Annotated in this window: 19 protein-coding genes, 7 tRNA genes, 1 pseudogene and 1 riboswitch; of the genes and pseudogenes, 21 read left to right on the forward strand and 6 right to left on the reverse strand. The window is 37.3% G+C overall.

Annotated elements, in window-relative coordinates:
* The first annotated feature begins 93 nt into the window (after positions 1–93).
* Together J3U54_RS05235 and J3U54_RS05240 are read left to right on the forward strand one after the other, a co-directional pair.
* Positions 94–166: transfer RNA gene (locus J3U54_RS05235), tRNA-Asn, on the forward strand.
* A 6-nt stretch (positions 167–172) separates the two neighbouring features.
* A tRNA-Ser gene (locus J3U54_RS05240) sits at positions 173–264 on the forward strand.
* A 117-nt stretch (positions 265–381) separates the two neighbouring features.
* On the opposite strand, the gene J3U54_RS05245 is transcribed toward J3U54_RS05240, so the two are convergent.
* Both J3U54_RS05245 and J3U54_RS05250 read right to left on the reverse strand, forming a co-directional pair.
* Positions 382–789 carry a M56 family metallopeptidase gene (locus tag J3U54_RS05245; protein ID WP_220219969.1) on the reverse strand — a complete coding sequence of 136 codons (408 nt, stop codon included), beginning with the start codon at positions 787–789 and terminating at the stop codon, positions 382–384.
* Entirely contained in the window at positions 773–1,120 is a 348-nt protein-coding gene (locus tag J3U54_RS05250) for a helix-turn-helix domain-containing protein (protein ID WP_103751928.1), read from the reverse strand. The genes J3U54_RS05245 and J3U54_RS05250 overlap by 17 nt, the downstream gene beginning before the upstream one ends.
* 255 nt (positions 1,121–1,375) lie before the next feature.
* Between J3U54_RS05250 and J3U54_RS05255 the strand changes: the two genes are divergently transcribed.
* From J3U54_RS05255 to J3U54_RS05325, 15 genes and pseudogenes are all read left to right on the forward strand, one after another.
* Positions 1,376–1,633: a hypothetical protein gene (locus J3U54_RS05255; RefSeq protein WP_267385353.1), complete on the forward strand. Its 258-nt coding sequence runs from the start codon at positions 1,376–1,378 to the stop codon at positions 1,631–1,633.
* A gap of 226 nt (positions 1,634–1,859) precedes the next feature.
* Positions 1,860–2,066 (forward strand): hypothetical protein, encoded by a 207-nt coding sequence (locus J3U54_RS05260; protein ID WP_267385354.1) that lies wholly within the window; start codon positions 1,860–1,862, stop codon positions 2,064–2,066.
* Between the two features lie 235 nt (positions 2,067–2,301).
* Positions 2,302–3,075 (forward strand): GH25 family lysozyme, encoded by a 774-nt coding sequence (locus J3U54_RS05265; protein WP_267385355.1) that lies wholly within the window; start codon positions 2,302–2,304, stop codon positions 3,073–3,075.
* 621 nt (positions 3,076–3,696) lie between these two features.
* Positions 3,697–3,828, forward strand: a complete 132-nt coding sequence (locus tag J3U54_RS05270; protein WP_267385356.1) for a hypothetical protein — start codon at positions 3,697–3,699, stop codon at positions 3,826–3,828.
* A 9-nt stretch (positions 3,829–3,837) separates the two neighbouring features.
* Positions 3,838–3,910: transfer RNA gene (locus J3U54_RS05275), tRNA-Val, on the forward strand.
* A gap of 308 nt (positions 3,911–4,218) precedes the next feature.
* A tRNA-Val gene (locus J3U54_RS05280) sits at positions 4,219–4,291 on the forward strand.
* Positions 4,292–4,508: 217 nt separating this feature from the next.
* Entirely contained in the window at positions 4,509–5,348 is an 840-nt protein-coding gene (locus J3U54_RS05285) for a MurR/RpiR family transcriptional regulator (RefSeq protein ID WP_267385357.1), read from the forward strand.
* A gap of 3 nt (positions 5,349–5,351) precedes the next feature.
* On the forward strand, positions 5,352–6,767 hold the full coding sequence (locus tag J3U54_RS05290) for a 6-phospho-beta-glucosidase (protein WP_267385358.1): 1,416 nt from the start codon (positions 5,352–5,354) through the stop codon (positions 6,765–6,767).
* A gap of 6 nt (positions 6,768–6,773) precedes the next feature.
* Complete coding sequence (locus J3U54_RS05295) at positions 6,774–8,066, forward strand: PTS sugar transporter subunit IIC (RefSeq protein ID WP_267385359.1); 1,293 nt, start codon at positions 6,774–6,776, stop codon at positions 8,064–8,066.
* A 151-nt stretch (positions 8,067–8,217) separates the two neighbouring features.
* Positions 8,218–8,289: transfer RNA gene (locus J3U54_RS05300), tRNA-Glu, on the forward strand.
* A gap of 4 nt (positions 8,290–8,293) precedes the next feature.
* Positions 8,294–8,366 (forward strand) — tRNA-Val (locus J3U54_RS05305).
* 58 nt (positions 8,367–8,424) lie between these two features.
* Positions 8,425–8,508, forward strand: a riboswitch (SMK box riboswitch).
* Positions 8,506–9,705 (forward strand): methionine adenosyltransferase, encoded by a 1,200-nt coding sequence (metK, locus tag J3U54_RS05310; RefSeq protein WP_103751924.1) that lies wholly within the window; start codon positions 8,506–8,508, stop codon positions 9,703–9,705. It overlaps the preceding riboswitch by 3 nt.
* Positions 9,706–9,723: 18 nt before the next feature.
* Positions 9,724–11,175 carry an MDR family MFS transporter gene (locus J3U54_RS05315; RefSeq protein WP_103751923.1) on the forward strand — a complete coding sequence of 484 codons (1,452 nt, stop codon included), beginning with the start codon at positions 9,724–9,726 and terminating at the stop codon, positions 11,173–11,175.
* Between the two features lie 637 nt (positions 11,176–11,812).
* A pseudogene (locus tag J3U54_RS05320) lies at positions 11,813–13,089 on the forward strand (MDR family MFS transporter).
* A gap of 63 nt (positions 13,090–13,152) precedes the next feature.
* Positions 13,153–13,914 carry an NAD(P)H-dependent oxidoreductase gene (locus J3U54_RS05325; protein ID WP_220234699.1) on the forward strand — a complete coding sequence of 254 codons (762 nt, stop codon included), beginning with the start codon at positions 13,153–13,155 and terminating at the stop codon, positions 13,912–13,914.
* A 65-nt stretch (positions 13,915–13,979) separates the two neighbouring features.
* Here J3U54_RS05325 and J3U54_RS05330 read toward each other — a convergent pair whose 3' ends face one another.
* A complete protein-coding gene (locus tag J3U54_RS05330; RefSeq protein WP_103751943.1) occupies positions 13,980–14,648 on the reverse strand; it encodes a phosphatase PAP2 family protein in 669 nt (222 codons plus the stop codon).
* A gap of 259 nt (positions 14,649–14,907) precedes the next feature.
* Between J3U54_RS05330 and leuS the strand changes: the two genes are divergently transcribed.
* From leuS to J3U54_RS05345, 3 genes are all read left to right on the forward strand, one after another.
* A complete protein-coding gene (leuS, locus tag J3U54_RS05335) occupies positions 14,908–17,322 on the forward strand; it encodes a leucine--tRNA ligase (protein ID WP_267385361.1) in 2,415 nt (804 codons plus the stop codon).
* A 94-nt stretch (positions 17,323–17,416) separates the two neighbouring features.
* On the forward strand, positions 17,417–19,060 hold the full coding sequence (locus J3U54_RS05340; protein WP_374106519.1) for a putative polysaccharide biosynthesis protein: 1,644 nt from the start codon (positions 17,417–17,419) through the stop codon (positions 19,058–19,060).
* A gap of 142 nt (positions 19,061–19,202) precedes the next feature.
* Complete coding sequence (locus tag J3U54_RS05345) at positions 19,203–19,550, forward strand: hypothetical protein (RefSeq protein ID WP_267385362.1); 348 nt, start codon at positions 19,203–19,205, stop codon at positions 19,548–19,550.
* A gap of 169 nt (positions 19,551–19,719) precedes the next feature.
* On the opposite strand, the gene J3U54_RS05350 is transcribed toward J3U54_RS05345, so the two are convergent.
* The 3 genes from J3U54_RS05350 to gap form a co-directional block, all read right to left on the reverse strand.
* The gene (locus tag J3U54_RS05350; RefSeq protein WP_103751918.1) at positions 19,720–19,941 is read right to left on the reverse strand and encodes a PspC domain-containing protein; all 222 of its coding nucleotides are present in this window, start codon (positions 19,939–19,941) and stop codon (positions 19,720–19,722) included.
* Between the two features lie 70 nt (positions 19,942–20,011).
* Positions 20,012–20,095: transfer RNA gene (locus tag J3U54_RS05355), tRNA-Leu, on the reverse strand.
* A 160-nt stretch (positions 20,096–20,255) separates the two neighbouring features.
* Positions 20,256–21,275, reverse strand: a complete 1,020-nt coding sequence (gap, locus tag J3U54_RS05360) for a type I glyceraldehyde-3-phosphate dehydrogenase (RefSeq protein WP_267385364.1) — start codon at positions 21,273–21,275, stop codon at positions 20,256–20,258.
* Positions 21,276–21,384: 109 nt separating this feature from the next.
* On the opposite strand from gap, the gene J3U54_RS05365 reads away from it, so the two are divergent.
* Positions 21,385–22,110 carry a LysR family transcriptional regulator gene (locus tag J3U54_RS05365; RefSeq protein ID WP_267385366.1) on the forward strand — a complete coding sequence of 242 codons (726 nt, stop codon included), beginning with the start codon at positions 21,385–21,387 and terminating at the stop codon, positions 22,108–22,110.
* The last annotated feature ends 5 nt before the right edge of the window (positions 22,111–22,115 follow it).

Genomic DNA, 22,115 nt, shown 5'->3' on the forward strand with positions numbered 1-22,115 from the left:
CATGCCGAACACAGCAGTTAAGCTTCTTCACGCCGAGAGTAGTTGGTGGGAGACTGCCTGCGAGGGTAGGAAGCTGCCGTGCTTTTTTAATATTCCGGCTTAGCTCAGTTGGTAGAGCGCTTGACTGTTAATCAAGATGTCGTCAGTTCGAGTCTGACAGCCGGAGCTTTATGGAGTGTTGTCCGAGTGGCTTAAGGAGCATGATTGGAAATCATGTATACGGGTTTTAATCCTGTATCGAGAGTTCAAATCTCTCACACTCCGTAATACACGTTAAATAGTTACTAATTTTAGTTTTAGTAACTATTTTTTAATTGGTAAAATATATAATTAATTAAAGGAAAAAGGCAGTTAAGTTTATCTTGACTGCCTTTTGCGTTTTTAGAAGATTAAATCGTTATTTTTCTGAAACAACTTGTAAGTAGCTCCTTCTAGACGATAGGGAATAGCGAACTGCTGCATGAAAGGTCCGGGCTCATCGAATGTATAGAACTGCTTTGAAGCATATTTGTAGATTAGATTTAGTGAAAATAAATCGGCCTGATGTTCAACCGGTGTACTCAAATTAATATAGTAAAAAGTTCCCTTATCGCCGTTGGCAAAATGGCCAATTTCATGACCAATCATAAAAGGTATTTCGTTTTGCTTTTTCCAATTGAGATTAATAACCATTCTACCAATATCAGTAAAAGAAACTGAAGGATAATCAGGATCAATCTGGTCTAATAACGCGTAACTAATTCCATGGTCAAATGCATAATTTAGCATGTATTTAATTAAATTTTCCACCTTTTTTGCCTTCTTTAAAATCAGAGTCCATTAGGTTACGGATTATATCAAGATATTTTTCAGGAACCGCTTTTCCATTATAAGCAAGTGGAATGTCGTCAGCCAAGTCAATTCGCTTGACTGTTTTTTCTGTTGGACTTGATTCACCGAGTAAATCATTAACAGAGACATGCAAGACATTAGCCACTTTTTTCAAACTTGCTGTACTGGGTGTTTGCTTATCCCAGCGATAAATACTGTTGGCACCAATTCCTGCTTTAAGCGCAAGACTTTGCAAGGATGACCAACCTTTCTTTTTTGCAATTACCTTAATTCGATCTAAAGTAGTCATTTCAGTTTTCCTCATGTTTCCATCAAGTAAAATTATCGCAAATGATTAAAAAGTTGACTTTTTAATCAAAGTGATTGATAATTGATTTCATCAAGTAATTAAGTAATTAAAAATAAAACTAAATATTATAACTGCTTATTGACGCTACAGCTTTATTATTAGTTTTATTTTATTTGTCATAGTTAAATTTTATCACGAATGATGAATATTGTAACTATTTGAGCAATTAATAACACATTTGCAGTGAAAGGAGAATTGAAAATAACATATTATCTAATCCATAAACTCGAAGCTGATTACGGCTCATTGTACTTAGTTCCAGATAACAGTCCCATCTCGCATCAAATACATGAGCAAATTGGCATTACTGCCCATGACAATATTGATTTGACTATATATGAGAAAGTTGTAATTGGTCTGATAAAAGTAGGCTTTAATTTGCATGATATTGTTGCAAAGACAGGAATGTCCTTTTACTTAGTTAGACAAATGGTTTCTAATTATGATTTGTAGCCTAAGTCTAAGTTTCGCTATGTAGCAGTTAAAGATCACGAACCCAAAATTTTTAGTAATGGTTTCAAAAGTTTCCAGGTAGTAATTGAGTCAAGCTGTTATAGCTTAGCGGTGGCTAAAATTAAGCTTGCCTTTCGTGATAGTTAGATGAAAATTGCACATACTATTGACTAACATTTTTTTGCGTGATTGTAAGAAAAGCATATATGAGATAAGGGATGATCACTTGCATGATTTAATCAATTTATTACAAGTAATGGTTGGCTTGTTTGGCACAATTGGTACAGTGCTTGCCGTAACCCACAAATATAACAAAGCAGATTACGAGGCGATTATTAAAGAATTAACAGCAGAAAGGGATGAGTTTAAAAAAGATTACTACAAACAGAAAGAAAAAACTGAAAAACTTGAAGAAGAATTGAGAAAGCGCTAATAGGCGTTATTTTTTTGCGAGAATTAAAATGACTTAAATTACTAATATTCTAAAAGCAGTATTACCATACATTGTGCCGATTGCTGTAGGTATTGTAGCTATCTATTTTTATACACGGCAGCACAATACTGCCGTGGCCGATAAGATAAGAGGCTTTATGATGTGGCACAATACATTGTTACCCAACAGGCAACTCATGATGACACAACGAGAGCCGAAAAGAAAGTAGCTGCCATTGCTGCATTATTGGCCCAAGGCTAAAACTGAGGCCGAATTTGCTTGCAAGAAAGCAGTTGAGCTGGGGTTGCCCAAAGGTACATACCTGGCTGTCGATTGGGAAAATGGTAGTGGCAATAATATTTATTGTGGTGTCTCGAGCAGCACTTCAGCAATCTTAGCGGCAATGGCCGTGATTAAAAGCAACGGTTATGTGCCATTGTTCTATTCTGGAGCATCGGCAATGCGTAACCAGGTAGATTACAGAAGCATCGTCAAGGCATACGGCAAGTGCTTATGGGTGGCAAGCTATCCGACAATGGCAGCAGTTAACTCTGCCAACATGGCTTACTTCCCAAGCATGGACGGTGTGGCCATCTGGCAATTCACTAGCAACTATAGGGGACTAAACGTTGACGGCAACATTAATGTGCTGCCGTTAAAAACTAGCCTTAATCTAACTTCTTTGCAAAAAGACGTAAATAAGAAGGAATCAATTCACCCGTTAGCCAAATGGGACATTGAACGTGTATTTGTTGTGACTAATCAGAAAGGTTGTAATTTGTATGATAGTGCGAACTTAAAAAATAGTATTAGATCATTAAAATACAATACAATCTGGAAAGTCCTAGATGAAAAAGGCGGTGCACTTAAGCTCGGTAAAAACCAATGGGTTGATGGCCGAGCCGGCATAACTAAATCCAATCCGATTGCTACACACGACAATATTGGTGGTCGGGTTAAGGTTGTACTACTTAACACACGCACTCTATCATCCAACTGCCAACAGTAAAAAAGCATATCAATTAACAACTAACAAGGTTTATCGCTTTGTAAGTCGTCAGGGAAGATTTTTTGAATTAGCAGAAAAATATCATGGTAAGCCTGTTTATGTAACTGGGAATCGGGCATTTGTGCTATTTTAATTCTCGCTAGTTGTTATGACCTGTCTCTTTTATTAATTAAAAAGTAAGAATTATCTTTTTAATATTATTAAATTTATCAAATTAAGTAGTTAAATTGTCTTTGCTTTAAAGAAAAGTAAAAAGCCTTCATTCAGCTGTGTAAAGCTGATGAAGGCTTTTTTTGTATGTTATTAACCATAATTGTATAAGAATAATATTCAATTACGTTAATTATTTAGAAAGTTAATATATTAACATGAAATTATAAAGTAAAGTATATATGTAAGCTGACATATCGCTATTACGTCAACTCGTCTAGAATTATAGCACTTGTGGATTTAATGAGCAACTTAAAAGAGAAAAATGCTTAAACATTTTGTCATGACTTTATGTTAAAAACCATTGTGTGACAAACGCTTTCAGATCTTTATTAAATTGTTGATGTTATTTATTTAAATTATTAATAATTTAAATAATCGCCTGCAAAATTGTTAAAAAGAGCTTAGTAGATGACTGATTACATCTTATTAGATAATAAAGCTGCCAGCTTGATTTTAACAGTAACCGAAAAGCCAAATTTTGAAAAAGCATGGACAAGTTATCTTTTGTGTGCTAAACTTTTAAAAGTAATCATTTCATGATACAAAGTTGGAGGATTAGCTCAGCTGGGAGAGCATCTGCCTTACAAGCAGGAGGTCACAGGTTCGAGCCCTGTATCCTCCATTATAATTTAAAAGCGTAGCTTGGCTACGCTTTTTTGTTATCTAATAATCTGACGAGCCGAAAATCTTGTTTTAGAGATAGACTTTGGAAGAATTTGCCATAAATTTTTTACTGGTTAATTATTAAAATCATTAATGGAAGGACTTAGCATAAGCTATTTTAGAAACGATGTAATTAGTTCTAGGTAGGATTATTATGTCAATACTTGATTAAAAATTAGCTTTTGTTAATTAATTTGCTAAAAATAATAGACAAGTTATCCTTTGTATGCTAAAGTTTTAAGAGTAGTCATTGGATGATGACAAATTGGAGGATTAGCTCAGCTGGGAGAGCATCTGCCTTACAAGCAGGAGGTCACAGGTTCGAGCCCTGTATCCTCCATTAAATTAAAAAAGTTTTTAAGCGAGAAGCGATAGCGTTTCTCGCTTTTTTTGTTATTTAAAATCATTCTTGGACTTTTATGCCAGAATTTGCTGCTAAATTGCAGAAAAATAGGATAATTCTGCCAAAAACCATGATCACGTTGAATAAGAAAGCGATTGCAAGATATAATGATTTTGTCAAATGAATAATTAATCTAGGCGCCGAAAGGAAAATTATGATTTTAGACAACTTGTTGCATAATGACCAATTAACTAGTCAAGAACGGGAAGTTTTACAGTACGTAAGCACTAATCCTCAAAAGGTTTTGGGAATGACAGTTCACGAAATTGCTAAAGCCAGTTACTCTAGTTCATCGACCGTGATTCGTCTTTGTCAAAAAGCCGGAATGAGCGGCTTTACCGAATTCAAATATCAGTTAGCAGTGGAACTGCCGACGATTATTGAATTGGAGAATGATCTCAAAAGCAGTTCATTTTCTGGTAAAGAGCTACCAAATGATGTTTTAGCCAAAGTTGCGACTATTCAGCAAAATTCTTTGTCTTATACCAAGGATCTTTTTGATACTGAATTATTAGAAAGAGTGGCTCACTTAGTAAATGCAGCTCAAAGGATTGAAATTTACGGTGATGGTTTGAATTACCCATTGGCACAATTGTTTTGTTGGAATTTTCAAGAGGTTGGGGTAGATGCCCAAGCATATAATTCGCTAAATTTAATGCACGCAAAAATTTTTCAAAACTGCGGCTCAAAACCACTTGCTTTTGTTTTAACCCATACGGGTAATAATTCTCATATGTATGATATTGCCAAACAACTGAAAGGCGAAAACTACATCGTGGTTGTAGTCTGTGATTCAGTCAAAAGAAAAATTTGCCAAGTTTGCGACGAAACGATGGTCATTAAAACAACAAGAAATACGATGGATCTTAGTAATATTGTGTATGTCACATCAATTCAATACTTGTTCAACGTGTTGATGTCGATGAAAATGATTGATAATTACGACAAGATCCAGAAGTTATCGGAATTGGTTGAACAGAATAAGGATAAATAAAAATTGTTAGACAAAAATTTTTTATGGGGCGGCGCAGTTGCCGCTAATCAGTATGAAGGCGCCTGGAATGTTGCTGGTAAAGGTCTGAGCGTAGCCGATGTAATGACAAAGGGGAGCGCTAAAAAGCCACGTGAAATTACAGCTGGCATTTTACCGGGTAAGGAATATCCCAATCATTTGGGCATCGATTTTTATCATCACTACAAAGCTGAAATCAAGCTTTTTGCAGAGATGGGCTTTAAGTGCTTTAGGCTTAGTATTGCTTGGTCGCGAATTTTTCCTAAAGGAGATGAAGAAAAGCCTAATGAAGCTGGGTTAAAGTTTTACGACGATGTTTTCGCAGAATGTTTAAAGTATCAGATTCAGCCAGTCGTTACGCTATCACATTTTGAAATGCCGTATTATTTAACCAAAAAATATGGTGGCTGGCGCAATCGGAAGATGATTTCCTTCTTTCTCAAGTATGCCGAAGTCTGTTTTAAGCGTTATCGCGGAAAAGTAAAATATTGGATGACCTTTAACGAAATTAACAATTTAATCGATACAGATAATCCATTTAACGCATGGACTGGCGCAGGAGTAGTTTACCGTGAAAATGAAAATGTTGAGCAGACAATGTATCAAATTGTGCATTACCAGTTTGTGGCCAGCGCATTAGCGGTACAAGTAGGTAAAAGAATTGATGCGCAAAATCAAATTGGCTGTATGTTGCATTTAGGTCCAATTTATCCAGCCAGTTGTAAGCCATTAGATCAAATTGCTAGTTTGAAGGCAATGGATCGACGTTTCTTTTTTAGCGATGTTCAAATTAGGGGAACTTACCCAAAATACACTTTAAAGCACTGGGAAAAACAAAATTTAAATTTAGACATCATAAATGAGGATTTAGAAAATTTAAAAAAGGGGACAGTCGATTTTTTGGGATTTAGCTATTACAAATCAACTATTGCTGAATATGACGAAAAAAATACTTATGTTGAAAAAGCTAATCCACACGTACCTAAAAGTGCATGGGATTGGGCCATTGATCCGGTCGGCTTACGTTATATTTTGAATTTAGCTTATGAAAGATACCAGAAGCCGCTTTTTATCGTTGAGAATGGCTTAGGTGCATTTGATGAACTAAAGGACGAAACGGTGAATGATGATTATCGAATTAATTATTTACAAGAGCACATAGTCCAAATGCTCAAAGCCATTGAAATTGATGGTGTTAATGTTATTGGTTATACACCGTGGGCTGCAATAGATATTATTAGCGCTTCTACGGGTGAAATTGAAAAGCGCTATGGTTTTATCTATATTGACTTAGAGCAAGTGAAAAAAGGCGCAGCAGGCTTTTATCGTAAAAAATCTTTTAAATGGTATCAACATGTTATTTCGACCAACGGTGACTGTTTAGACGATCAAGTGGGGTAAATAAAGATGAGTAATTATATTAATCAAAAAATCGTCCCAAGTGTTATCAAATTTAGCAATACCAAAATTATCAAGGCATTAAAAGACGGGATGATGTTTGTCCTACCGTTTTTAATTGTTGGTTCACTTTTTATGTTACTGGCAAACATTCCAATTCCTGCAGTTGCAAATGCGATTACTGCAAGTGGTTGGGCTGCGATCTTTAATCAGATTTATCAATCATCGTTTTCCTTAATGGCAATTTTTGCGACCGTTGGAATCGCGTATACCTATATTAAAAATGAGCAGATAGATTCTCCTTTTTCCGGCAGTTTGGCTGCATTGAGTGCATTTATTATGGTACTGCCACCTGATATTAAGCCCAAAGCTGGTCAGATTATTCCAAATGTGATTTCTAAGACCTGGACTGCTGGTCAAGGGATGATTTGCGCAATTATTATTGGGCTCTTAGCAGGTTATATTTATAGTTTTTGCATCAAAAAAAATTGGCGAATTAAACTACCGGCAGGAGTACCGCCTGCAGTTGCAAGTTCCTTTATGGCATTAATTCCGACCGGTGCAGTTTTGATCGTGGCGGGTGCGATTTGTGCTTGTTTCAGTTTTTTGGCAAAAACAAGTTTTGCAGAATTAATATACTCGGCAATTCAAGTTCCACTGCAGGGAGTAACGGATTCTCTTGGCGGAGTCGTCATTATGACAATTGTAATGTCTCTTCTTTGGTGGTGCGGAGTGCATGGGGGTGCCATTTGTGGTGCAATCCTGACGCCTATTCTTCAGTCAAATATGTCTGCAAATCAGGCAATTTTAGCGACAGGAAAGAAATTAACCATTGCTAATGGTGGCCATATTTTTACGCAGCAATTTTGGGATAATTATCTTTGTATGACTGGTGCTGGAATTGTGATGGGACTTGTCATTTATATGACTTTTTTTGCTAAATCGTCTACTTTAAAGGAGCTTGGCAAATTATCGCTTTTTCCTAATATTTTTAATATTAACGAACCGGTTATTTTTGGGGTACCGATTGTAATGAATTTGTATCTGCTAGTGCCATTTGTTCTTTTTCCGACTTTAGTTGGGATTTTTAGTTACTGGTTAATGGCAATTGGTGTTTTACCATTGTTTTCCGGCGTGATGGTTCCTTGGACAACACCGCCAATCATTTCAGGATTCTTGATTGGTGGCTGGCGGACCGCATTATGGCAGTTTGTTATTATTGCTTTATCCGCAATTGTTTATTGGCCTTTTATTAAAAAGTACGATCAAGTTCTGTTGCAGCAGCAACAAAGTAAAGAATAATAAATAAACTCAATGTCAAAATTGGCATTGAGTTTTTTGCTTTTTCAAGGATAAAAGCGCTTTTTTGAAAAAGTTGTAATTTTTTGGCATTTTCTTCTTGCATTTTGGCGCTTATCTAGTATACTATTGAATGTGCTTTGATTCAGAACATGACCCGTTGGTCAAGTGGTTAAGACATCGCCCTTTCACGGCGGTAACATGGGTTCAAATCCCGTACGGGTCACTTTGGAGGATTAGCTCAGCTGGGAGAGCATCTGCCTTACAAGCAGGAGGTCACAGGTTCGAGCCCTGTATCCTCCATCGTTCTAGGACTACCGAAACTACGGTAGTCTTTTTTTTACAAAAAGAACGAATAATTTATCGGTTCAAGTCCTGAGAGGATCCAAGATTTGGAGATGCCTTGTAACCGAATAGCTAACGTCTATTAAGGGGGACTATTATGGAAAAACGTTTATTTACTTCAGAATCAGTTTCTGAAGGGCATCCTGATAAGGTTGCTGATCAAATTTCCGATGCGATTCTTGATGCAATTATTGCTCAAGACCCGGATGCACATGTAGCCTGCGAGACGATTGTCAATACTGGCATTGTGTATGTATTTGGTGAGATATCAACTAGTGCTTATGTTGATATCCAGAGTATTGTCAGAAAGACTGTTTTGCGAATTGGCTATGACAAGCCAGAGCTTGGCTTTGACGGCAATAATTGCGCTGTTTTAGTTGGAATTGACGAGCAATCTCCTGACATTGCTGGTGGTGTTGATCACTCACTCGAAACGCGGGAAGATAAGTCTGATAATGATCAGCTTGACCAAATAGGTGCTGGTGATCAAGGGCTTATGTTTGGTTTTGCTATTGACGAAACACCCGAATTAATGCCGTTGCCAATTTCTTTGGCACACCGGTTAATGCGCCAAGTGGCAAAGTTGCGTAAAGAAGGCACTTTGACTTGGCTCAGACCTGATGCGAAGGCGCAAGTCACTGTAGAGTATGATGACAACAATAAGCCTAAGAGGGTTGATACTGTTGTTATCTCGACGCAAACAGATGACCAGGTAAGTAATGAAGATATTCGGCAAGCAATGATTGATTTAGTAATTAAAAAAGTTATTCCTGCCAAATATCTTGATGCAGAAACCAGATTTTTGATTAATCCTTCTGGTCGGTTCGTAATTGGCGGACCTAAGGGTGACTCTGGTCTTACTGGGCGAAAGATTATTGTTGATACTTATGGTGGTTATGCTCGTCATGGTGGCGGCGCATTTTCAGGTAAGGATCCGACAAAAGTCGACCGTAGTGCCAGCTATGCTGCTCGTTATGTTGCTAAAAACATTGTTGCAGCTGGTCTAGCTAAGCGGTGTGAAGTCCAATTAGCTTACGCTATTGGAGTAGCTCACCCCGTATCTGTCATGATTGATACTGCAAATACTGGCAAAGTAAGTGATGAATTGCTGACTAAGGCGGTTAGAAGCGTCTTTGATTTGCGTCCTGCCGGCATAATTAAAATGCTAGATTTAAGACGCCCAATTTATGAGCAAACGGCTGCATACGGTCATTTTGGTCGTACTGATATCGATTTACCATGGGAGAAAACCGATAAAATTCAAGCACTTTTGGATTTTGTTAAGGAAAATAAGTAAATTGAAGGAGCAGTAATTTTGAAAAAGACTAATGTACCAATAGTTACGCTTGCAATTTTTATGACAACGTTTATGACCGCCATTGAGGGTACAATCGTTTCAACTGCAATGCCGACTATTGTTTCTGATCTGAATGGATTAGAAATTATGAATTGGGTTGTCTCAATCTTTTTGTTTATGACAGCTGTTTCCACTCCTTTGTACGGCAAATTAGCTGATAGCATAGGCCGTAAGCCAATCTTTCTTTTTGGGATTGCTCTTTTTGTCATTGGTTCTGCACTTTGCGGACAAGCCAATAACATGCTAGAATTAATTCTATTTCGGGTGATTCAGGGGCTAGGCTCTGGTGCTGTTCAGCCTGTTGCAATGACGATCATTGCCGACATGTATACTTTGGAAAAACGGACTAAGATGTTAGGACTCAATTCCGGATTTTGGGGAGTGGCATCGGTAATCGCACCATTACTCGGTGGTTTTATTGTCCAAAACCTTTCATGGCACTGGGTCTTTTACATTAACGTTCCAATTGGTTTAATTGCCTTTTTACTCGTTGTTGTGTTCTTAAGTGAACCAAAAGCGAAGAAGAAGACCAAGTTGGATGTTAAGGGAACATTTTGGCTAGTAGTTTTATTACTAACTTTAATGTTTACCTTGCAAGAATTAAGTTCACTTAGTCCAATTATTTTACTGGCTTTAGCAGCTTTAATTATTCTTAGTGCAATGATGTTTTACCATGAAGAAAAGCGGGCTGAAGATCCAATAATGCCTTTGACGATGCTTAAAGGTAGAGAATTTTTGGCAGTGAACATGATTACGCTGTTTATTTCAGGCGTTGTGATTGGTTTCGAATTCTATATTCCAACTTGGATGCAGGGGATTAAAGGTACGTCTGCTACAATTGCTGGTTTTGCGGTTACACCAAGTTCAGTGATGTGGGTGATTGGTTCATTTTTGATTGGCGGGATGCTCAGTAGATGGGGCGTGCGCAAAACGTTCTTCGGCATGTTGACGCTGCTGCTGCTTGCTGATTGCATGCTCTTAATCGTACCGGTACATACGCCATTTTGGGTATTCTGTATTATTGCCACAATGAATGGGTTCGCCTTTGGTTCTGTTATGACCGCTGCGCAAGTTCGCTCACAAGTATTGGTTGATCAAAATAATGTTGGGGTGGCAACCTCATTTAACACGTTAATGCGTTATTTAGGACAAACGATGATGGTATCGATTTATGGTATTACTTTTAATACAATCGTTGCCAGTCAGCTAGCAAAACACCCAAACCTAACACAATCAATGATGAACAAAATAGTTTCGGCAGAAAAAGCAAAAGAATTAGCAGCTAATTTGATTCCTCAATTGCGTCAAGTACTGTTTAGTGCTCTTAAGGGAGTCTATACCGTATCACTTGTAGCAATTGTCCTATCAATTATTTTCAACTGCATTTATAAAAAGAAACAAGAAAATTAACCTAAAGTATTAAAACTGAAGATTAACAATTTTGGGGAATCGAATTTCGATTCCCTTTTTGTTTTGCAAAAATTAGCTGTACGTATTGTTTTGATAGATACAAAGTAAGAATTAATACATAATTAATAAACAAAAAGCCAGCATTAAAAGAGTGATTAATAATAAGAAAAATAGGCGTTAACAAATAATCTGATATGGCTAAATAATAGCAGAAAAACCGGTAAGCGTATAGCATTTAAAGAAAACGATTTCTAAATTTTATAAATTCAAGATTATAAATATGTTTATATATTAATTTATTGCTGTTACATAACTCACAATAGTCAATTAGTTATCAAAAAAGCTTCTACTAGTAATTTTTACTTGACCTAATGGCAATATTAAAATGTGTTTATCATAGTAATATTTTGTGATATATTTACGTGATCAAAAATGATAATTAATGATAATGAATTATGGCTTGAATTAACTAATAAAGAGGGGATGACAATTAATAATATAGAAATGGTCTGATTAGTATATTAATAAGTGGGAGTAAATAAGCAGATAATCATGCCAGCTTTTTGACTTAAAGTCGGGAGACTAAGTTAAAATCGGCAATTTTTAAGCAACAAATTGAGATTAAGGAGGAAGAATTTTGAAAAAAGTTAATGTAATGGTCATAACGCTTGCCGTATTTTTGACCACCTTTATGACTGCTATCGAAGGAACAATTGTCTCAACAGCAATGCCCACGATTGTTTCAAGTCTAAATGGTTTAAAAATTATGAATTGGGTTGTTGCAATCTTTGTGTTCATGATAACGGTATCAACACCCATTTTTGGCAAATTGGCAGACAGTGTTGGACGTAAACCAATTTTTCTATTTGGAATAACGCTTTTTATAGTTGGTTCAGCTCTTTGTGGCTTAGCCCATAACATGGTTCAGTTAATTTTATTTCGAGTTATTCAAGGGTTGGGCTCCGGTGCTGTTCAGCCTGTTGCGATGACTATCCTAGCTGACATGTATGAACCAGAAAGACGAGCTAAAATGTTAGGACTCAATTCCGGTTTTTGGCTAGTAGCATCCATTATTGCGCCGCTTTTAGGTGGTTTTGTTATCCAAAAATTATCCTGGCACTGGGTCTTTTATATCAACGTACCCATTGGTCTTCTTGCCTTAATTTTGGTAATCATCTTTATGAATGAATCACGAGCTAAAACAAAGGTCAAACTGGATCTTAAAGGCACTTTCTGGCTATGAACATGACAACATTATTAATTGGTGGTGTTGTTGCCGGCTTTGAATTCTATCTTCCGACTTGGATGCAGGGAGTTAAAGGTGTCAGTGCCACGGTAGCAGGCTTTGCGGTAACTCCTTGCTCACTTCTTTGGGTTGTTGGCTCATTTTTGGTAGGCAGACTGCTCAAACGTTGGGGTGTTCGGAAGACTTTCTATGGGGTATTAGCAATTATCTTAATAGTAGATTGCGTACTCTTAATCTTACCGATTACTACGCCCGTCTGGACTTATTACGTTATTGCTGGGATTAATGGCGTTGCCTTTGGTGTCGTAATTCCTGCTTCCCAAGTACAGGCGCAAGTTTTAGTTGAACCAAGTAATGTGGGCGTCGCCACATCGTTTAATACTTTGATGCGCTTTTTAGGACAAACAATGATGATGTCAATCTTTGGTATTACCTTTAACACGGTGGTTGCTAAACAGTTAGCCAAGCACCCACAATTAAATCAGGCAATGATGAACAAAATTGTTTCATCGGCTAAAGCCAAGGAGCTAGCAGCCAATTTGGTTCCGCAGCTGCGTCAGGTATTGTTCAGTGCCTTAAAGGGAGTATTTGTGGCTTCACTAGTAGCAATCATTCTTGCCTTGCTTTTTAATAGTATCTATCAAAGTAAGAACAAACAGCAGGCATAAAAATTATCATTAAAACTAAAAAATTTGCCGTTAAGGTAAAACTAGTAGAGGAGAAATAATTAAATGGAATTAGCTCAAAAAATTTTAAACGGAGAAATAAGAACTTCTGGGACAGTGGTACCGCAAGAATTGCAGCAGCCATATACACCACACGGTTTTAACGGTAAGCCTAATCAGAAAAAGGCCTTGTTTATTGTCGGAGAACCAAGAAAATATAGTTTAACTTATGATTTGGTTTATACCGCTATGCGCTATTTAGAGGAAAATGATTGGGCAGTTGAATTACGCGATCTCTATGATCTCAATTATGATCCCGTTTTACACCAAGAAGAGTTTTACTATGTCAAAGATGGCTTAGGTGAAGCACCGGTTTACCTTGCTCAAGAGCAGTCGTTTGTAAAGAAGGCAGATGTGATTCTTTTTGCTTATCCCAATTGGCATGATGCCCCTGTAAGTATTGTTAAGGGCTATATTGAAAAAGTTTTTGCTGCTGGATTTGCCTATGAAGCAGGTAAAAATGGTCTAACCGGGTTACTTAGCGGGAAATATCTGTATACCATCATGAATTGCGGCTACCTTGGTGGTGGTCAAGGTTATGTTGGTGATGGCATTGGTCAAAACGATCAAGTCTGGGATAAATACATGAATGCATTTAAAGTTTTTGATGACGATACCGCTCAATTTTGGGGAATGACAAACGCCGGTCGGTTTGTAAATGATCAAAGCCCACGAAATTTCAGTTCGGATTATCAAGACCAATTGGCTGAACTTCACGCGGTTTTACAAGAACACCTGCAGCGTGATTTGCTTAGTGTTATCAAATAATGTTCTTAGCTGTTTTCAAGAAAAAGAGCAAATAAAAAAGCCGTTTATTTAAAACGACTTAATCTTCATTTATCTAAATAGTAATGGTATAAAAATGAATACCCAATTAGTAAGAAGGAGATACCCTCTAAAAAGCCACCGACAACATCGGATGGATAGTGAACATGGTCAAAGATTCTCGTGTAGCCAATTAGTATGGGGAAACATAGCCAAATGATACACAGAATGGTTTTAAGTCCTTTCTTCTTAACTAGCAAGATGGTTAAAATGATCAGAATGCCAAAAAGTGTGGCACTTCCCACGGAGTGTCCTGAAGGAAAACTGTAACCATGCGCTTCAACAAGGTGGTGCACCATTGGTCGCTGCCGACCAATCGCATGTTTAATGATCCAATTGTAACCATTAGCTGCAATCATTGTTCCCGCTGTAAAAACCGCGAAAGCGTATTTGCGAAAAACACCTAAAACAATTACCAGAATAATGGTCGCAACCATAATAACGCTAGTATTGCCCAAGTTGGTAAAAGTGGTTGCGAATTTTATGATAGCAGGGTTGTTATTACAAATTAAACCAATTAACGATTTATCAAACTGATGGATAAATTGGTTGCCAGAGGAAACCAGAATTGCCCAAGCCGCGTAGATAAGTAGAAATATGGTCGCGGGTATGATTGTATCTTTTTTCGAATGATCTGTAGTGTTCAAATATCTTTCTCCCCTTGTTTTTTTTAGCATTTGTGGTAAATTATAATCATTATTGATCAAAAAATAAAGGTTAGGAACTAGTAGCAATTTTATTTTTCTATAGAGAAGAGTCGGTTGGTGCAAGACTTGAAAAATATATTGTGAACTGAGCCTAGGTTAAATCTTTCGTTTGCTATCCGCGTTAAGGGGCTTGTGAGGGTCACGTTAATTTACGTGAAACTTAGGTGGTACCGCGATTATTCGTCCTATGAGTTTATTTCATAGGACTTTTTTTATGAGGGAAATGTTTATGTACAATCACAAAGTAGTTGAGCAAAAATGGCAAGATTATTGGGAAAAAAATCAAACATTTAAAACGGGTAGTGATCCGCAAAAGAAAAATTATTATGTTTTAGATATGTTTCCATTCCCATCTGGTAAGGGATTGCACGTAGGGCACCCAGAAGGATATACGGCAACCGATATTATTGCGCGAATGAAGCGTAGTGAGGGTTACAATGTGCTGCACCCAATGGGCTGGGATGCTTTTGGTTTACCAACTGAGCAATATGCATTGCAGACTGGTCAAGACCCAGCTGTCGTAACTAGGGACAATATTGCTAACTTTAAGAGACAACTAAATAAGTTAGGCTTTTCTTATGACTGGAACCGAGAAATCTCAACAAGTGATCCAAAATATTACAAATGGACGCAGTGGACATTTGAACAAATGTATAAGCACGGTCTTGCTTATGAAGCCGAAGTTCCGGTTAACTGGTCACCAGATTTAGGAACTGTTGTTGCTAACGAAGATATCGTTGATGGTAAAACCGAACGTGGAGGCTACCCAATTTATCGCCGGAACATGAAACAATGGATGCTTCGGATAACTAAATATGCCGACCGTCTTCTTGCTGGTCTTGATAATCTTGATTGGCCAGAAAATATTAAAGAAATGCAACGTAACTGGATTGGTCGTTCAGTTGGGGCTCAAATTACATTCAAGATTAAGGATTCTGATCAAACATTTGATGTGTTCAGTACTAGACCTGATACGCTTTTTGGTGCTACCTATGCGGTTTTAGCCCCAGAAAATAAGTTGGTCCAGAAAATTACTACTGCTGGTCACCAGGCTGACGTTGATGCTTATATTAAGCAAATTGAATCCAAATCAGATTTGGAAAGAACCGATTTAAATAAAAATAAGACTGGTGTATTTACCGGTGCTTACGCTATTAATCCGGTCAATAATGAGGAAATTCCAATCTGGATTGCTGATTACGTTCTGGCAAGTTACGGAACCGGCGCTGTTATGGCAGTTCCCGCTCACGATACACGTGATTATGAGTTTGCCCAAAAATTCCATTTGCCAATTAAGGCGGTTATTAAAGGCGGCGACATTAATAAAGAGGCCTTCACTGGTGAGGGACCACACATTGATTCAGACTTCTTAAATGGCTTTAATGTGGCAGATGCAAAAGAAAAAATGGTTTCGTGGCTTGAAGAACACAATGCCGGTAAGCAAAAGGTTAACTACAAGTTGCGCGACTGGGAATTTAGTCGGCAACGTTATTGGGGCGAGCCTATCCCAGTTATTCACTGGGAAGACGGCGAAACTACTCTTGTTCCCGAAGATGAACTGCCACTTGTATTGCCACATGCAACTGATATTAAGCCATCAGGTACACCTGAAAGTCCGTTAGTTAACTTGAAGGATTGGGTTAATGTTGTTGATCAAAATGGCCGCAAAGGTAAACGGGAAACGAACACAATGCCTAACTGGGCTGGTTCTTCATGGTACTTCTTACGCTATATTGATCCTCATAATGATAACAAATTAGCAGATTACGAATTGTTAAAGAAGTGGACGCCAGTTGACTTATACATTGGTGGGGCAGAACACGCCGTTAGACACCTTCTTTATGCTAGATTTTGGAATATGGTGTTATACGATCTTGGCGTGGTACCAAATGAAGAGCCATTCCAACGTTTATACAATCAAGGACTAATTCTTAAAGACCATGACAAGATGTCTAAGTCAAAGGGGAATGTTGTTAATCCTGATGATGTGATCGACGAATATGGTGCTGACAGTCTAAGAATGTATGAAATGTTCATGGGACCACTTGATGCTTCAATTGATTGGGATGACAATGGCCCAGCTTCAACCAAGAAGTTTCTTGACCGAATCTGGCGTTTGTTTGTTAACGATCTTGACTTACAGGCAATTCCACAAGAAAATATTGTGGCCGAAAATGATGGTACTTTGGATAAAATCTACAATGAAACTGTCAAGAAGGTCACAGAAGACTTTAATGATTTGCATTTCAATACCGCTATTTCACAGTTAATGGTCTTCATCAACGCTGCTCAAAAGGCTAAAACTATTCCGCGGGAATACGCTGAAGGTTTTATTACGATGATTGCACCAATCGCACCACACATGATGGAAGAGATTTGGCAAATCTTTGGTCATAACGAATCTGTTACTTTTGCTAAGTGGCCAACATATGATCCTGCTAAGCTTGTTGAATCAACAGTTGATATTATGGTTCAAGTTAATGGTAAATTGCGCGGTAATTTCACAGCTGCCAAGGATTCAAGCCAAGAGGATTTGCAAAAACAAGCCTTAGAACTTGAACATGTCCAAAAATTCTTGACTGGTAAGGAAATCAAAAAGGTAATTGTGGTACCAAATAAAATTGTCAATATTGTTGCTAAATAAAGTTAATTTTTCCTAAAGTGATAAGTATATTGATTGTTAATTGTCGTTTTTCATTCAAAATAAAATAGTTAGTACACGAATTTAGGGAAAATTGATGAAAGAAAATAATTTAAAAGAACAAAATACGCAAGATACCTTTATTAAGGGTAGCGCGTGGATGACTTTTGGCTCAATTACCTCACGTATTTTAGGTGCACTTTACATTATTCCGTGGTTTATCTGGATGTCACCTTATGGTAATATCGCTAATGCTTTAACTGCGCGTAGTTATAACATTTATAGTATTTTTATCTTAATTTCGACAGCAGGAATCCCGGGAGCAGTGGCCAAACAAGTGGCTAAGTATAATGCCCTAAATGAATATGGCGTAGGGCGCAAATTGTTTCACCGTGGTCTTGTCTTGATGATTGTTTTGGGTGTTGTATCAGCAGCGATTATGTATTTTGCTTCACCATTTTTAGCTTCGAATGGGTCTCGTAGCGATCCACGCCAAGTTGCGGTAATGCGCAGTTTGTCTTATGCTATCCTGCTCATTCCCGTGTTAAGCATTATGCGGGGTTATTTTCAGGGATACGCTGATATGATGCCGTCGGCAATGTCGCAGTTTGTTGAGCAATTTGCCCGGGTTGCTTGGATGCTTTTAACTGCTTATGTAATTATGCAAGTGCAGCACGGTAATTTTGTTGATGCAGTTGTTCAATCCAACTTCGCCGCTGCTATTGGTGCAATTTTTGGTATTTTGATTTTATGCTGGTTCTTGCTTTCCAGAAGAAAAAAATTAAATTACCTAGTTGAAAATTCCGAAAACGAAATTCAGGTTTCGACAGCAGCCTTATTTAAAGAGATAATTGAGCAAGCAATTCCGTTTATTATTATTGATGCGGGAATTCAATTATTTTACCTAGTGGATCAATATACTTTCCACCCAATGATTGCTAGTGTGGTCAAGGCTAGTTACAACACGATTGAAACGTGGTATGCGTTATTTGCGCTGAATGCTAATAAGCTAATCATGATTATTGTTTCCTTGGCTAGTGCAATGGCGGTAACTGCGATACCTTTATTATCCGCTGCACATGCTAAGCATGATTTTGCCGGGATTTCTAAACAGATCGGCAACACACTAGATTTGTTTTTGTTCGTAATGATTCCGGCTGCGTTTGGTATGGCAGCCATTGCTACGCCAATTTACACCATTTTTTATGGTTTTGATCAGTTGGGCTCTAATATTCTTTATTTGTCTGCCTTTACCTCGATTACATTGGGGATGTTTACGGTATTAATGGCAATTCTGCAGGGATTATCAGAGAATGGCCTGGCAATTAAGTATCTAGTGTTAGGTCTAATCATTAAACTGATTGTGCAATATCCGATGATTTACGTGTTTAAAGTGTTTGGACCACTTGTAGCCACTAATTTAGGGATGTTTGTGATTATCTTTTTGGCTCTTAAACACCTAGAAGTAGTCTATGATTTCAACCAAGGACGCACAAGCAGACGTTTTATTGGAATTACCGGTTTTTCGTTGATTATGTTCCTGATCGTTCTTGGCGTTGAAAAAGTGCTTGAGCTCTTCTTGAGTCCTGCTAGTCGCCTTCAAGCTCCAATTATTGTCGTTGTTGCAGTGCTAGTTGGGGGAATCTTCTACGCCGCTGCGGCGATTAAATCGAACTTAGCGCAAAAGATCTTAGGCGATAAAATTGTGCCGCTTTTGGCTAAGCTACATATAAAAGCATAAAATTAATAATTAGCATTGAGTGAATATTACTCAATGCTTTTTTATTTTTTACTAAGTTTAAGGTGATTCGATTAACAGATCAGTTAACTACTGCAATAATATTTAACAAATACTGTTTTAATTGATGGAAAAAGAAAAAATCATGAATATCAGAAAAAAAGGAATTTTTATCTTTATTTTTATTTTTGGTGCTTTCTTCTACTGGTTTTTTTACCAAAACTCGTGGGTTCCGCTTTCGGCAAAATTTGAGGTTAACCAAATGCTGCAAAGTCATGATACTAAGAGGATGCGCCAAGTTGCAGCGAATAAGAAAACTAGGTCATATTTATTACATTTAAAAAAAGACACTCATTGTGACAGTGTGACTGATTTTCAAGGTGGCTCAGAAAATATTGGCTACTATGTCGCTGATATTAACGGCAAGGGAGTGGGAATCTATATGCAACGAGAAATTCTGCTTTTTTGGCGAATTAAAGAAATTAAATTATGAGTCAAATTCAAAAAAGAGCATGGGTTCAATAATTGAGAACTCATGCTCTTTGATGCAGAAATATTAGTATTACTAAAATTCTTGTAGCCAGCAAAAACTAACTTATGATGTTTTTGCTTGTGCCCCTGCCAAGGAACTTCATTTTAACAAGAGTAATAGGTAAACGCAATTAGTATTGACGATATTCACCAGAAGGAATGTCATCAGCACGCGTTTTGTCCGGCATAGCAATTGCTGCGGCAATATAGGCGATTAACCCAAAGCCGGTAAAACAAATAACCATTGCGCCGCCGATTCTAGTCCAAGCTTTATCCCAGCCAAAATATTCAGCGATTCCGCCTAATACACCAGTTAAAATTTTATCTCTTGATTTGGTTAAACGCTTTTGCATGCCAATTCCTCCTTAATATTAATAAATTTTTTACAAAAAAAGCTAATCGAATGATTAGCTTTTCTTTTAATGCCCCGAAAAAGATTCGAACTTTCACTTAGTTACCTAAACAGCGACCTGAACGCTGCGCGTCTGCCAATTCCGCCATCGGGGCCTCTTTTAAAATACATTAATTATAATACCAAATTTTCGCGGGGATGTCATTAAAATTTAAAGTTTAGAAGACAAAAAAGCCATTTTCTTAAACTAACTAAGAAATGGCTTTTTATATCAATTTTCAGTAAAAAGGTAAAAAAGATTCTAATTAGAACGATTTAGCCTAATTTAGCTATTTTTTGCAATGTTCTGATCATTTGAGCTACAAACCCTGATTCGTTATCGTACCACGCATAAGCCTTAATAACTTGTGAATAATCGGTGCCCGTAGCAATTTGGGTAATTGTCGGATCAAAAACAGAACCAAATTCCTTGCCGATAATATCAGATGAAACGATCTTATCCTCATTGCAGCCAAATGATGCATTGTTAATTGTGTGCTTTTTGACTCCGGCATTGAATTCATTAACAGTAACGTTCTTAGCAAGGGTAACCGCTAATTCTGTTATTGAACCAGTGATCACAGGAACACGGAGAGCGATTCCTGTTAGCTTACCTTTTAATTCCGGGATTACTAGGCCAATTGCTTTAGAAGCACCAGTTGAATGGGGAATAATATTTGCGCCAGCGGCACGTGCATTACGAACATCACTGTGACGATCGGGACTATCTTGCAGCATTTGTGAACTAGTATATGCATGTAAGGTTGTCATTGTTCCAGCTTTGATCTGAAATTCATCGTTAATAGCCTTGGCTAACGGAGCCAAGCAGTTAGTAGTACATGAACCAGCAGAAATAATTTGATCATCCGCATTTAAGGTATCGTCATTAACGTTATAAACGATTGTCTTCATGTCACCGGCAGGTGCTGAGATCAATACTTTTTTGACGCCGGCTTTTAAGTGACTGCTGGACTTTTCCTTTGAGGTGTAAAAGCCAGTACACTCTAGTACAAGCTCAACCCCGTCATTTTTAACCCAAGGAATATCACTTGCGCTTTTTTCAGCGTAAACAGGAATTTTTTGGCCATCAATTACGATTGCATTTTCTGTTGCGGCAACTTCATGATTAAATTGACCATGAGCCGTGTCATACTTCAATAAATGAGCCAACATTGCTGGTGAAGTTAAATCGTTGATCGCAACAATTTCTAAACTATTATCTTTAATGTCATAAATACGCCGTAATGATAAACGACCAATTCTGCCAAAACCATTAATACCAATTTTTGTAGTCATAAGATTTTTCTCCCTTCTTTGATTACAAAAAATAGTATAATGAATGAAAATGGCTTTGCATAAGCCGAAAAGTTAATAGGGCTATCACTTTTAGTGATAATGTGACAAGATGAATTTTAATGACTTAAATATTTATAAGACAATTTATGAAACTAAATCTATCAATAAAGCTGCTAAAGAATTAGGCTATGCACAATCTAATTTGACAGCACGCTTAAAGGCAATTGAACATGAATTGAATTCAACTTTATTTGTTCGCTCAAATCAAGGTGTGGCTCCGACGGATAACGGAGACAAAGTATATCGTTTTGCTGTTAAAGCGCTCCGAAATTGGCAAAAACTGCAAGATACGTTAGTTATTCGAAAAACGATTTTATCATCGGAATTACTAGTTAACTTTTTAATCGCTAAGAAGAAATTTTTTATTACTGATTATGCAGTTACCATTAAGAAAAGTAACCAATTGGAATCGGAACTAATGCAAAGATACTACGATGTAGTGGTGACCTTTAACCAATTCGACTTGCCTAATTATCGGTTAAAGCAAACAGCTAATTTACCAGCGTGCTTTTTGAAAGGAAAACAAGAAGATGGATCGACCTGTCCGATTGCAATCAATAGTGATTTAACTTGTCCGTTTAGAAAACTAACCCTGAAGTTATGTCCTGACAAAGCGAGATTGTTAGAAATTGATTCGCTTGAAACAATTATGCAATTGGTAAAAAGGGGAGAGGCAGTTGCATTATTACCACAATATTTGATTGACAATGATTATCAAAAGGTTAATGATCATAATTTTAATATTCCCTATTATTGTTATCAGTATCAAATTTAATCTAG

This window comes from Lactobacillus sp. B4007 (genome assembly GCF_026535895.1).
GTDB lineage: Bacteria > Bacillota > Bacilli > Lactobacillales > Lactobacillaceae > Lactobacillus > Lactobacillus panisapium.